Annotated in this window: 14 protein-coding genes and 1 pseudogene; 10 read left to right on the top strand and 5 right to left on the bottom strand. The window is 41.7% G+C overall.

Annotated features, from left to right (window positions below):
• The first annotated feature begins 16 nt into the window (after positions 1-16).
• Together ABXT59_RS12000 and ABXT59_RS11995 are read left to right on the top strand one after the other, a co-directional pair.
• Positions 17-826, top strand: a complete 810-nt coding sequence (locus ABXT59_RS12000) for an undecaprenyl-diphosphate phosphatase (RefSeq protein ID WP_443636343.1) — start codon at positions 17-19, stop codon at positions 824-826.
• On the top strand, positions 796-1,578 hold the full coding sequence (locus ABXT59_RS11995; RefSeq protein ID WP_443636341.1) for a class I SAM-dependent methyltransferase: 783 nt from the start codon (positions 796-798) through the stop codon (positions 1,576-1,578). The genes ABXT59_RS12000 and ABXT59_RS11995 overlap by 31 nt, the downstream gene beginning before the upstream one ends.
• A gap of 194 nt (positions 1,579-1,772) precedes the next feature.
• On the opposite strand, the gene ABXT59_RS11990 is transcribed toward ABXT59_RS11995, so the two are convergent.
• Positions 1,773-1,991 (bottom strand): SlyX family protein, encoded by a 219-nt coding sequence (locus ABXT59_RS11990; RefSeq protein ID WP_443636340.1) that lies wholly within the window; start codon positions 1,989-1,991, stop codon positions 1,773-1,775.
• Positions 1,992-2,173: 182 nt separating this feature from the next.
• Here ABXT59_RS11990 and ABXT59_RS11985 point away from each other — a divergent pair, with 182 nt between their 5' ends.
• Positions 2,174-2,614: a cold-shock protein gene (locus tag ABXT59_RS11985; protein WP_443636339.1), complete on the top strand. Its 441-nt coding sequence runs from the start codon at positions 2,174-2,176 to the stop codon at positions 2,612-2,614.
• Positions 2,615-2,713: 99 nt separating this feature from the next.
• Complete coding sequence (locus ABXT59_RS11980) at positions 2,714-3,517, top strand: maleate cis-trans isomerase family protein (RefSeq protein WP_443636338.1); 804 nt, start codon at positions 2,714-2,716, stop codon at positions 3,515-3,517.
• A gap of 42 nt (positions 3,518-3,559) precedes the next feature.
• On the opposite strand, the gene ABXT59_RS11975 is transcribed toward ABXT59_RS11980, so the two are convergent.
• Together ABXT59_RS11975 and ABXT59_RS11970 are read right to left on the bottom strand one after the other, a co-directional pair.
• The gene (locus ABXT59_RS11975; RefSeq protein WP_443636337.1) at positions 3,560-4,003 is read right to left on the bottom strand and encodes a hypothetical protein; all 444 of its coding nucleotides are present in this window, start codon (positions 4,001-4,003) and stop codon (positions 3,560-3,562) included.
• A gap of 323 nt (positions 4,004-4,326) precedes the next feature.
• Positions 4,327-5,025 carry a hypothetical protein gene (locus ABXT59_RS11970; RefSeq protein ID WP_443636336.1) on the bottom strand — a complete coding sequence of 233 codons (699 nt, stop codon included), beginning with the start codon at positions 5,023-5,025 and terminating at the stop codon, positions 4,327-4,329.
• 347 nt (positions 5,026-5,372) lie between these two features.
• On the opposite strand from ABXT59_RS11970, the gene ABXT59_RS11965 reads away from it, so the two are divergent.
• From ABXT59_RS11965 to ABXT59_RS11955, 3 genes and pseudogenes are all read left to right on the top strand, one after another.
• Positions 5,373-6,368: an adenosine kinase gene (locus ABXT59_RS11965; protein WP_443636334.1), complete on the top strand. Its 996-nt coding sequence runs from the start codon at positions 5,373-5,375 to the stop codon at positions 6,366-6,368.
• Between the two features lie 93 nt (positions 6,369-6,461).
• Positions 6,462-6,563, top strand: a pseudogene (locus tag ABXT59_RS11960) (S-adenosylmethionine synthetase N-terminal domain-containing protein); the annotation flags it as partial.
• Between the two features lie 89 nt (positions 6,564-6,652).
• Positions 6,653-6,844: a hypothetical protein gene (locus ABXT59_RS11955; protein WP_443636333.1), complete on the top strand. Its 192-nt coding sequence runs from the start codon at positions 6,653-6,655 to the stop codon at positions 6,842-6,844.
• Here ABXT59_RS11955 and ABXT59_RS11950 read toward each other — a convergent pair.
• Complete coding sequence (locus tag ABXT59_RS11950) at positions 6,839-7,078, bottom strand: DUF4214 domain-containing protein (protein ID WP_443636331.1); 240 nt, start codon at positions 7,076-7,078, stop codon at positions 6,839-6,841. The two genes, ABXT59_RS11955 and ABXT59_RS11950, sit on opposite strands and share 6 nt — an antisense overlap.
• On the opposite strand from ABXT59_RS11950, the gene ABXT59_RS11945 reads away from it, so the two are divergent.
• Entirely contained in the window at positions 7,077-7,373 is a 297-nt protein-coding gene (locus tag ABXT59_RS11945) for a hypothetical protein (protein ID WP_443636330.1), read from the top strand. The two genes, ABXT59_RS11950 and ABXT59_RS11945, sit on opposite strands and share 2 nt — an antisense overlap.
• Positions 7,374-8,364: 991 nt before the next feature.
• Positions 8,365-9,627 carry a hypothetical protein gene (locus tag ABXT59_RS11940; protein WP_443636329.1) on the top strand — a complete coding sequence of 421 codons (1,263 nt, stop codon included), beginning with the start codon at positions 8,365-8,367 and terminating at the stop codon, positions 9,625-9,627.
• Positions 9,628-9,699: 72 nt separating this feature from the next.
• Here the strand turns inward: ABXT59_RS11940 and ybgF are convergent, their stop codons facing one another.
• Complete coding sequence (ybgF, locus tag ABXT59_RS11935; protein ID WP_443636327.1) at positions 9,700-11,553, bottom strand: tol-pal system protein YbgF; 1,854 nt, start codon at positions 11,551-11,553, stop codon at positions 9,700-9,702.
• A 456-nt stretch (positions 11,554-12,009) separates the two neighbouring features.
• Between ybgF and ABXT59_RS11930 the strand changes: the two genes are divergently transcribed.
• Positions 12,010-12,606: a tetratricopeptide repeat protein gene (locus ABXT59_RS11930; RefSeq protein WP_443636326.1), complete on the top strand. Its 597-nt coding sequence runs from the start codon at positions 12,010-12,012 to the stop codon at positions 12,604-12,606.
• The last annotated feature ends 55 nt before the right edge of the window (positions 12,607-12,661 follow it).

Here is a 12,661-nt window from a genome sequence, read left to right as displayed (position 1 = left end):
CCACTGAGGAGTTTTCATGGATTGGATTCAAGCCACAAGCATTGCTTTAATTCAGGGTCTCACCGAATTTTTACCCATCTCCAGTTCGGCTCACTTATTATTTCCAAGTTTATTATTAGGTTGGCCTGATCAGGGCTTAACCTTTGATGTTGCCGTGCATTTAGGCAGTCTGCTGGCGGTGGTGATCTATTTGCGCAGGGATCTCATCAGCATGGTGCTAGGCTTATGGCAATGGCAGCAAGAAAAGAGCTTGAACCCGCAGGCCACCTTAGCTCTGATGTTGATTGTTGCGACCTTACCCGCAGTATTCTTTGGTTTGGTGCTTAAAGACTGGATTGAAGTACATGCTCGAGCCCTGTGGGTAGTGGCAGCAACAACCCTTGGATTTGGCTTATTACTGGGATGGGCCGACTGGCGCAGCCGCCGCCAGTATGATTTGGCCGCTATGAGTTGGCGACACACTTTGGCTATTGGCCTGGCGCAAGCTTTGGCTTTAGTGCCAGGCACTTCACGCTCGGGTATTACCATGACGGCTGCCCTCATGCTGGGCTATACCCGCGAAGCCGCGGCCCGCTTCTCATTTTTAATGTCTATTCCTGTGATCTTAGCCGCCTCCAGTTTAATGAGCCTTGAATTAGTCATTAGCCCTGTTACCATCTCCTGGGCGCCTATGCTGCTTGCTTTTGGTGTGTCTTTTGCGAGTGCATGGGCCTGTATTGTGTTGTTTATGCAGATCATTAGTAGGCTAGGCATGTGGCCTTTTGTGATTTACCGTATTGTCTTGGGAGTGGGCTTATGTTGGTTGCTTCTACCCACCCTAAGCTAGCGGTCATTGCGGGTGGGCACCAATTGTTAGAAACCACACTGGCGGCCGAGTTGGGTGTGCCCGTGATCAAAAAAAACAACACGGGGTACGATTTTGTAATGCGCATCACCTCCTTAGGCCTTGGCTTAGAACCAATGGATGGCAGCAGTGGTGCCGTGCGTGTTGATTTTGCTGCAGGTAAAGCCCGTCATCGCCGAGTGTTTGGTGGGGGTAAAGGGCAGCAGATTGCAAAGGCTGTGGGAGTACAAGGTTCTGTGCGCCCCAGCGTGCTTGATTTAACCACAGGGTTAGGTGGTGATGCTTTTGTGTTGGCAAGTTTAGGCTGTCAAGTGTCTATGGTGGAGCGTCAGCCTGCCATAAGAGCCCTTTTGGTCGATGGATTAGCTCGAGGTGAGTTAGACATTGATGTGGGTGACATTGTGGCTGGCATGACCCTAAAACAAGGCCACGCTTTATCAGTCATGGCCACATGGGAGGGCCTTGCACCGCAAGTGGTTTACTTAGACCCCATGTTTCCTCATGCGGGTAAATCTGCCCAAGTCAAAAAAGAAATGGCGCTATTTAGGCAACTTGTGGGCAGTGATACCGACGCAGATAACCTGTTAGGCCCAGCGCTGGCCTTAGCCAGTCATCGGGTGGTGGTTAAACGTCCTCGTATCGCGCCAGATCTTGCTGAGCAAAAGCCTACTTATCGACTTGAAGGCAAAGCTAATCGGTTTGATATATACGTCAATAAGAGCTTTAGCAAATAGCCAGATGGAAATTCATTGCTATAAAGTGATTGATATAAAGTGATTAAAGGCCAAGAGGGCGAATAAACGGGCTGGCATTATTTGAATTATGTCAAAACCATGTAATTCAAAGCAATTTATCTCAAACCCATTTATCTCAAACCCATTTATCTCAAACCCATTTATCTTAAAGCCATTGTTCTAAAGCTTATGCCCTAATAATGTGGTGGTGGTTGGTGCGCCTCGGCATGCCCTGGCCCTGCATCTGCAGCTTGCTGCATACTCGCCATTTGCTGCGCTAGCAATGCAAGCGCGCGGTCTAGCCTTGTGAGATCTTGCTGCTGACGGCTCACGACTTCATTAAGAGCATCAATGGTCTGTTCTTGAAACGCAACTTGTTGCTGTAATTCGACGATATCGTTGGCATTATCCATAAAATTCTCAAGAAGTTGCAAAAAAAACACACATTTATATATCAAGTGTTTGATTGGGTGCTAGTTTTTCTATAACCTTGCACCATTGTACCGCCTTTGATCTGGCTAGCATATCCACAACCAAAACGGGTGTCGTGCAATAGGTTTACTTAAAACAATAAAATTAGAGATACAGAGCCATTATGAGACGCACATTATTTATTTATAGCTTTATTATTAGTTTAATTGCCGCTTTGGCATTACCCCCCATTTTAGACTCCGTGCTACAAGGTTTGAACATTGTTGAGACCCAGTATGAGTTAGCCGTGGCCGTCATTTTTGTCATGTTCTGGATCGCCACCTTGGCTACCGGAGTTAAGTTTATTTCTCAAGGTGCAGAAGATGACACCCAGTGGGATGAAATGGACGACGACCCTAACCGTGAATCAGGCACCGTTAAATGGTTTAACGTCACCAAAGGTTTTGGCTTTGTTACCCGTGACCAAGGTGATGATGTATTTGTTCATTTTCGCTCGATCCGCGGCAAAGGCCACCGGTCCTTGTTAGAAGGCCAAAGAGTGCGCTTTAGTGTCACTGAAAGTGACAAAGGTATTCAAGCTGAAGATGTGTCTATTGTCGGCTAGCCACCTAAAATGTGTATTGATTACCAAACGTGTTTTATAAGTCATTTAATTTAATTGAAACTGAAATGAAAAAATTTAATTAGGTTGGGGGTTTGCAAAGTGGACCATGTGCAGCAACTGCCTTATTCCAACGATGCAGGTTTAGGCCAAACTGCAAAAATTGGGCTCATCGTGTTGCAAACTGATCAAACTTTAGAAGATGAGTTTCGGCAGATGTTAGTCATAGATGGTGTGGCCTGCTACCACTCACGCATTGCCAATGCCATGCATGTGACACCACAAACTCTGGTGCAGATGCAAATTGATTTGCCCTTAGCGGCCCGTTTATTACCCCAAGCCTTTGCCTTCGATGCCATTGGCTATGGCTGCACGTCGGGTGCTACCATTATTGGTGAAGCGCAGGTGGCGCAATTAATCTTGGCAGAACACCCCTCCGCGAAGGTGAGTAACCCCTTAACAGCCTGCAAAGCAGCTTGTGGAGCTCTAAAACTCAATAATATTGCCTTGCTCACGCCCTACTCTCCCCATGTCACACAGGCCCTAAGCGACAACCTAAATGCCAGTGGCATTAAAGTGTGTCGCACAGGTTATTATGATATAGAAGATGATTTTACAGTGGGCCGTGTTGATGCAAGCAGTATTTTTAATGCCATTGTGGCTTTGGGTGCTCATGCAGAATGTGATGGGGTATTTGTGTCCTGTACCAGTTTGAGAGTGGCAAACATTATTCATAGGGCAGAACAGAAACTGGGGAAGCCGGTGATCTCAAGCAATCAGGCCCTGGCTTGGCATTTACTGCGGCTTTCAGGTGTATCTCACAAGTCAGCTCAGAAACTAAGTCAAAAGACAGGCCCAAAACTAGGTCAATTTGGTACTTTATTTAATCAACCGCTACCCAATTAACTTTTGGGCTCTGGTCAAATCTAATCACTGGCTAACAGATGATTAAGGCCGCAGCACTTCTTTTGTCCAAGCCGAATGAAAATTATAGCTATCACGGGTAATATCACTACCATCTTTGAAATAACACACAAAGGGTTGATGATCTTTTAGGGCAAGCTCAGCTTTGCCTTTTTTGCTTTTTAAAATTACTTTGATGCCTGTGATATTGGTTTTGCAATTGGCCTGTTTACCGTTGCCACTTACTTGAGATGGGCGCACAAAGCCATAGTACTTGGCGCAAAGTTCGTTTTTGCCTCGCTTAGTTTGGGATACGTCATATCTAGACTCATAAGTATAAGGCCCCGTGCCCTGCTGCCAAGTGGGGGGGTATGCAATGCCTGGGTAGCCTTTTAAAACCCCATCTAATCCTTTTAAAAACAGACTTTCAGTGCAGCTTAAGGCTAACTTCTGGTCTGTGCCATCAGTAGCTAAAGCAGTCAATGGCATGCTCAACGCCATTACCAATGTCATCAGTTTAATCATGCTTTAATGCTTCCATAAAAAGGTGCTGAGGCTGTCTGCAGCGCTAGTGGTGAGCCGCTTGCAATACTGTCACTGGTTGTGTCAAGCTTACTTTAGCACTATATGGCTGCTTTTGGGTCTTGTGGGGTGGATGGATTTGATTTTAGATGATTGATTTGTATTGAATATTTAACAGTATCAAAGCCACATAGTAAATTGCTATATGGCCTTTTTTTACTTTTGAATTTCACTTTTTTAAAGGTGCTTGTGGCTATCTGCAGCTTCTTGGCGCAGCCAAGACAAGCTTCTTAGAATCGATAACTGATACCTAATTTAACTACTGGGTAAAAGAGCTTTCTATCAAGGTCATTATTTATCGTACTCATCTCAGCTGCTACATCCGATTGTAATGCCCAACATTGGGAACTGCTCAATCCACTGCCACATTCCACACCGAAGTCTACACTACCTGTTCCAACATTAATTAAGCCTGCTTCAAAAGAAAAAGTGACCCCAGATGAAACATTGTTCCGGTTTGACCAACCAAGACCTAGGTAAGGTGCCGTTGAATTACTGAAGCCAGCCTTTCCCGTAAACTTGGTCACATTAGCGTAAGCATAAGATGTTCCGTTAAAGTTAAAAGCCGAAATTGACGGGTTACCCCTTAGTTCAAAGTTAATATTTTGACTTATTAAACCTCCAGTTAGATAAAATGCACTTGAGAAGGGATGAATATCAACGAACAGCGATTTTATATCTGGATTAAATATTATGTCATAACGGTTGTTCTCTAATGTTAATTTTCGATCAACCTTTCCATTAATATTCATTTCACCACGCACTGAAACATAATTATTGAGTGGTGTAGATATTTCTAGATTCGTACCAGTTAGACCTATCGTGACGCCTACGTTAGCCTGTTGCGCGTTTTTAGTCTCATCTGAGAAGGCTGAGTTTGTATATAGCACTGATGCTGCAAGTGCAAAGGGTGTTAGTGCGCGTTTCATGTTGGACATTCCTTGTTTTGTGCTAGACACTAATTTTATACTAATTGGTATTTTAATTTTTTCAGATAGATATAGCAACTGGCACAATCTTGCCATACTTCATTTTTAGAGGCTGAAGTAGCTCAAGCTGCACCAACCTACGGGCTGATGATTGGTTGGCAAAGGTAGTAAAGGTGGCATAGGTACTGCTATCATTAGCCTGTAGGCTGATTTGCTTGGCAAAGGTCTGGTAAGGGTAGGGCCAAAAGTGGCAAAGGTCAGATACCAGCGACCTGACTATCAATAAATATAATCTTGCGATTGTGGCCCAGTTAAATCCATTCGCAATCTAACCTTAGAGTTATCACATGAAAAAATACCAAATCTATGGCATCGGCGCTGCTCTTGTCGATACCGAAGCTGTAGTGACTAACAATTTTTTAAGCACCCACAAAATCGACAAAGGTTTGATGACCTTGGTAGACGAAGAAAGACAATTTGAGTTGTTAAGTGCTTTAAGCTCCCACGCATTTCATATTAAACGAAGTTGCGGTGGTTCTGTATGCAATACCGTTGTTGCAGCAAGCTGCTTTGGCTCTAAAACATTCTATTCTGGTAAAGTGGCAGATGATGAGGATGGGAGGTTCTTTGTTGAGGACTTGCAGGCAACAGGCGTTGATTTTCACAAAGCAGGAGCTGGCTCTGGTACTACAGGTAAGTGCTTAGTTATGGTCACTGATGACGCAGAACGTACTATGAATACTTTCTTAGGGGCGAACCTGGATTTGACTTCCAATGAGGTAGACGAACCTACGCTTATCAATTCAGATTGGTTATACCTAGAAGGCTATCTAGTCACTGATGACACTAGAACTGACGTAGCAGTAAGGGCCATAGAATGTGCCAAAGCAAACCGAGTAAAAACTTCACTTAGCCTCTCCGATCCATTTGTCGTTCAGGTATTTAAAGATAACTTACTTAAGGTTATTGGTAACGGTGTAGATTTACTGTTTTGCAACTCCGACGAAGCAAAAAGTTTTACTAAAACCCATAATACAGAAGCTGCGGCAGAGCAATTGAAAAAGTTCGCCAAAACCTTTGTGATTACCCTTGGTGCTGGTGGCTCATTATCCTATGATGGTGTGAATCTGTTGCAAACACCTGGCGTCACTGCAAATGCAGTCGACACCAACGGCGCAGGCGATATGTATGCTGGTGCTTTTTTGTATGCTATTAATGCAGGTCACAGCTATGCATTGGGGGCTAAGTTTGCTAACGAAGCCGCAGCCCGTGTGGTAAGCCAGTTCGGCCCACGAATAGATTCTTTAGAATATGTGCAAATCAAGCACCTATTTAATATCTAATTAACCACGTTATACGGTATGTTAATGTCATAACACATCTTAAATGACCCCGTTATTGAAGTGGTTCAGTGTTTAGGAAGTTCAGAGGAAAATATTTCTAATTATTCAGTTTTTACTTTTGAGTAAGCCTCTAAAGGTCATCCAGATAAACTAGCTGATCAAATCTCTAATGCAGTTTTTGACGCAATGTGTGCTTTAAATACCAAAGAGCGTGAACTTATGTGGGTGCCTACAGTACCTCTGGTTTAGTTGAGGCTTAGGGTGCTTATGACTTACGAGAGTCTATGCAGCGAAACTTTAAAGCGGTCACAGGCCTAGATGTTGGGCTAGATACAGACATTGTAAAAAGTGATAGTTCATTTGGCATGACAGCTGATGTGGTGATTTCCTCCTCTCGGCCAGTCGATGCTAATGTTTACTCATCTAGTGAAGCTGGTTTTCTTTCTCTTGTAAAGGTATTGCCCAATTATTTATAAGAGAGCTTGTTTATACTCTTCACTATTTTTCAGTTCACTAATAATCACCTCACGGAGAGTGCCACCTTGAAGTCGCAATCCATAGTGAAAGCGACCGTGTTCGTCTAGTGGGCGGTTCAACATACGCTGGTATATAGCATTCAGGAATTCACTGTCAGATTCTAGTTCCAGCAATTCCTTATAACCAATATTCTCAGATTGAATTCTTTTGTATTCGGGGCTAGTACGAACCATGTTTACTATAGACTCACCAAACACCTCAGCCCATTGTCTACGGCATACATTTAAGATTAATGGCCAGAATGCTGGTGTCTCTGTGCTTACTCTAGCGTCCATAGCTGGTTGGGCAGACCCTCATCGTAAAGCGTCTAAGCACTTATTAAACTATGGTTCAACGGGTATTAGTAAAGAAGCAACGGTTATTAAGTTACGTGATGATTCAATTATAATTCACCAAGAGTTGATAGCACTTGAGGATAGTCTTAGGTCTGATAGCAATGTATTGGTTTTTGCTGCCCAAGGCACTTAGGTTGCCCAAGTCCTCAAGCGCACAGCACATGGTTAAGACTATAGGGCTGCCCAAGGCTCAGATTTGGCGTAGGGACGCTTTAGGTGCCTGAATCATGACCATCAGTTTATAACTAATAAGACATAGGTAAGGAGTATTGGATTGGATAACTCTGTTGCTGTTAGAATAACAAGCATCTAGGAATAATTCTTAGATTAGCCACCGCTAACCCCTGCGACAACATTTGAGAGGATGTTAATTATCACTACCACTATAGCTTCTGTAGTTGGATTTGCCCTTGTCTTTATTTACCTCATAATTATTCTAGTGAAACGAAATAAGAAGGATTCATTGAAAAATATCAATTCTAAATGGGAGCCTTAATAAATCGTATGAGAGATAGCACAGAGACAATGTTAGGATAATAACAAGGTCAGCCCAAATGACCTTAGACCACGGGGTTCTCCAGAATCTCGTTGGTCAACCTTTTAAAATGGCTCTGAGTTGCTTTCGTGAATCTCTATATTAGCACTAGTTTACACAGCGCACATGACCAAGCCAAGAGTGCCTATAGCATCAGGTAATGTGTACTTTAGATACTGAAGAGTGTGAGCTTATATGGGTGCCTACAGCACCTTAGGCTTGACTGAGGCTAGGGCACTTATGACTATTTTAATGATAATAACCAAGTATCAAACACAAGGTTCTTAAGCAGATATTGGACACGGCCTGATACACTTAAGACTCTATATCACTTGGTTAGTTAACATTAATAATAGCTACAAGTAGTCTTAGGTAGGTTATATAATTAATCCATTATGAATAGATAAAGGTAACCTTAAGTAGTTCTCTTTAGTTGATCATTAAAGTAATACATAAAGAATATGCCTAAGTTCTTAAGTTAATCCATTATGAATAGATAAAGGAATTACTAACAGATATACCCCTAGTATCTTAAGGCTCCTATGCTGTACCTTAGTATTCTTAAGCCTTAGGAGGACGGGAAGTCCCTATGCAGAGAAAAGTTATGATTATTAGCGATAATCTATTGAAATTAAAGGAAATAATAGCCCTTCAATCTTTGCCAGAAGATGATTATAAGCATCATATGTTCCTTTCCCCCAAGACTATGCGACAAGGCTCATCATCGCTTAAGTTTGACCAACTCGTCACCCTTTTTGTAAATCAATCTAATACTAAGCGCAGAGGCCCTCAGCAGTTAGCTGACTTTAAATGGCATTGGGAAGTTGTCCTCATGTCATTAGCTCAGTCTATCTTTCAACGTAAGTGGCTGCTTGTGACGATGGACAACAATGCGTATGGGCCTAAAGGAAATCACCTAATCAAAGCATTTGGTTTCCAACTAACGTACCTTAAAGATATTGTTAGATATTTAGATGAAGTGGGTTTAGTTTCTCTTGAGGAAGGTAAGAAATACAAAAATGAACCATCTAAGACTAGGCTCTTTCCAACGGATGAATTGGTTATACAGATATGGGAGTATTTTCTCGATATTGAACAAGAGATTAAACCGCCCTACATAACTATTAAAGACCCAGCTAAAGGTTGGCACCGTATTATTAATCGACTGGTCAAAGATCATCCTGAAAGACAAGGCATGACCACTATTAATGAGTTTCTTAAGAATCATACATGGGCATGTAAAGGGCCTGTGCAGCTTAAGTACAACACTACTGCACTTGAGGGAGGTCGGCTTTATACGCCATATCAAGCGTTACCAGATCGTACCTCGAGAGTGCGTATAAACACGTTAATAGATGATGAACCAATATGTGAAGTAGACTTTAATGCTAACCACTTACGTCTCAATTTAGCTGTACTTCATTCACAGGATGCTGGGGAAACACCTTATGAGGATATAGGTGAGTTATGTAAAGTTGATGATCGTAACAGAATCAAACAATTCATTACTGTAGCTATGGGAGCCAGTGATGAGACCAAAGCCTTTAAGGCACTTAACCAAGATGGTTTCAATGCAGAGCTATTTGACACAATCAAGCAAGGCACCCTAAAGCGCTACCCTAAGATTAACTTGTTTGAAGGATGGGGATTAAGTGCACAAAACCTAGAGGGTGCCATACTGAGAAAGGTCATGCTTGAGGGTATTGAGCAAGGCATAGTATCACTGCCGGTACATGACGCTATAGCTGTTAAGCAAGGTGATGCAGAGTGGGCAAAGGAGGCTATGAGTCGTTTGTGGAGTGATGAGACCTTAGGTTGCAAGACACGACTTAAGGTTGATTATCCCAACTAGTGAGAAAACGCTGATACATCAACTGTAGAACTATCTTTTGAGGTCATTATCAATGCAGAAGAGTCGTACATCTTAATTTACTTCCTCAAGGGCTTTCCTTGCTGCTGAAGATTGAGGATACTCAGCAATCACCCGTTGCCAAAGTTTATTAGCTTTGCTTACATTTCCTATATTTTTATAAGCTACTCCAGCTCCATAAAGCGCGTCTGGAATTTTTCTGTGTTGAGTATGTTTAGAAAACACATTTTCAAAAGACACTATTGCTAAGGATGCATCACCTTGCACCATATAGACCTCTCCTAACCAATAATAGGCATTAACAACAAGAGCACTTTGTGGAAAGTTTTTCACAAAAGCTAATAGTGCCACAATTGAAGCATTAAACTGACGTTTTCTAATAAGCTCATATGCAGCCCTATAAGCTGCCTTAGGGTCATTGGGAGGTTGGGTTACAGTGTATGCCCTAGAACTGTCTGTCTCACTAAATTCTTTGTAAAGTTTTTCACGAGAGAGCTTTCCAGCTTTTGATTGAGGAAATTTTTGTATCACCTGTCGGTACATGTTCTTAGAGTTTATTAGCTGACCAAGATCATTATAAACATTTCCCATAAGATACATCGCATAGGGTTTTTTGTTATGTGCATACTTTAATTTAACCAGCAGAGTAAGTGATTCAATTGCCTTGTGTAATGCTTTAAAGTCAAAATAATATGTTCCCCCAAGTAAAAAATACGCATCACCTAATCTAGTGCTTTTTGGGTATTCAATAATGAAATTTTCTAAAGCTCTAACTTTTTTATACCCTTTAAGATTAGCAGCATCAAAGTAGGCAATACTATCGTTTACTCGATCAGGTTTAGGGGTCTGGACTTTAGGGGTCTGGACTTTAGGGGTCTGGACTTTAGGAGCTGAAACTGCCTTCTCTATATTACATTCAACTCTTTTTTCTTTGGTTAATTTCTTTGTTAGTTCAACCAAAGAATTAGTGCCCAAGTCTGAGAGTTGGGGTTTGCGTTTTAGATACCTTAATAATGCTTTTTCCGTATTGTTCCCTATCGCACCATCAACTAGCCCGTTATAGCAACCAAGTCGCTTTAACTCTGTTTGAAGTGATTTGATTGCACCTATGCGCTGCTTTCTTTTTTGTTTTTGTAATTCAACCTCTTGTTTTTGTTTTTGTAAATCAGCCTTTTGTTTTTGTTTTTGTAATTCAGCCTTTTGTTTTTGTAATTCAGCCTTTTGTTTTTGTAAATCAGCCTCTTGTCTTAAGTTCCCTATAAAAGTATCTACACTGGTTAGTGTGGCCAAAGATTCATGGGAACTCAGTTTTATTTGTTCTTCTTTTGTAAAATAATACATTTTTGAAGAAGCAAACATCTCCTCATAAACAAAGACAGGTGTGTCAAACGCATTGAGAAATCCGATGATTTCGGAGGTGGTATACTGTGTGTTTTGTTGCACTTCATTGACGTTGTCACGTTTAGTATTATCTGCATTAGAGAATTGATGCACACCTAGCGCCCCTTTTACTAGACGTGACTTACCAGCAAAATAGATAAACGAACAGGCTGATGAACAAAGGGCACCTGTTGGAACGTAAGTTGTCATGCCTCTATCAGAGACTACCCCAGCAATCAGTAATGCCTCTCTAACTAAGCCTCCCTCACTATCCAACACTAACGCACTAATGGATGGGTGTTTACGGAGCGCCCGTCTAAAGTCAAAGATGTCTCCATCTCTAATACTATCACGTAGAAACAATACTTTTGGAAGTTGATCAAAATGGAGATAAGCTCCATATTCTGAATATTCAACCTGTTCAAGACTCTCTTTTGACGCTCCAGATGATGCTAAATAACCATTTAAATTAGCAAGAGCGGTTGAAGAGAGGACGCACAGAATCAATAGCGTAAAAGTTCTTATCATAATTACTAACTAATTTTACCAATGTGGTTTAAAGCTGAGGAGATAACATTTCTGTTAAAACTAGCTTCTAAGCTTTGATTTATTAACTTATCTTTATTAGCTAAATTTAGCAATGCTGTGGAAATCAGCAGCCTCTAATATCCCTATATTATAACCCTTTCAGTAAGCCTAAAAGCATACTTAAAACCACAATAACCCTACACCTGAAAGCACCCTCAAAAGCACCCCTGTAAGCTCCAGAAAGGCTCTCTAAGCAGCGCTAGTATGCCAACATAAGCATGGGCATTATGACTTTAGAATGGGCTATAAGTATGGCTAAAGGCTCTTGTGTTAGCGGTTGTTAAAAGTGAGTGGTCATACGGCTGAGGTTATAAAATAAGCAATCTTCCTATATCAATGAAAGCCTAATATTAGTAGTCTCCATAGTAAGCAGAGTAATTTTGATAGGTTGGCAGCATGAGGATTAGAAAGATAATTATTGGTTTAACACTTTCGTTATTATTGGGAAGTGGAGTAGCAATTGCTGCTGATTTTAATAAAGGTCGGGAGGCAGCGCAATCAGGTGACTTTAAGACTGCCCTAGCAGAGTGGACTCCTTTGGCTGAGCAAGGGGATATTGATGCTCAATATAATCTAGGGGTTATGTACGATAATGGCGATGGTGTGCCAGAGAATGATAAGACCGCTGTGAAATGGTACACCAAAGCTGCTGAGCAAGGTCATGCTAGCGCTCAATTTAATCTGGGGAGTATGTACCAAAATGGTGACGGTGTTCCAGAGAATGATAAGACCGCTGTGAAATGGTACACCAAAGCTGCTGAGCAGGGTCATGCTAAGGCTCAAGCTAATCTGGGGCTTATGTACGATAATGGCAGAGGTGTTCTAACAGACACTAAACGAGCCTATATGTGGTACAACTTAAGTAGCTATAACGACAACGAAATTGGTGGTAAGAATAAAGATAAAATAACTAAAGAAATGACCCCAGCTGATATATCCAAAGCACAGGATATGTCTAGCTTATGTTTAGAAAGTAACTACACAGATTGTTAGACTAATGAAACCAATGAAAACACTCCTCACCATACTATTCATATCACTTCTGTCC

Source organism: Candidatus Njordibacter sp. Uisw_058, assembly GCF_047730065.1.
Lineage (GTDB): Bacteria > Pseudomonadota > Gammaproteobacteria > Pseudomonadales > Balneatricaceae > Njordibacter.
This window is presented reverse-complemented; position numbering and strand designations above follow the sequence as displayed.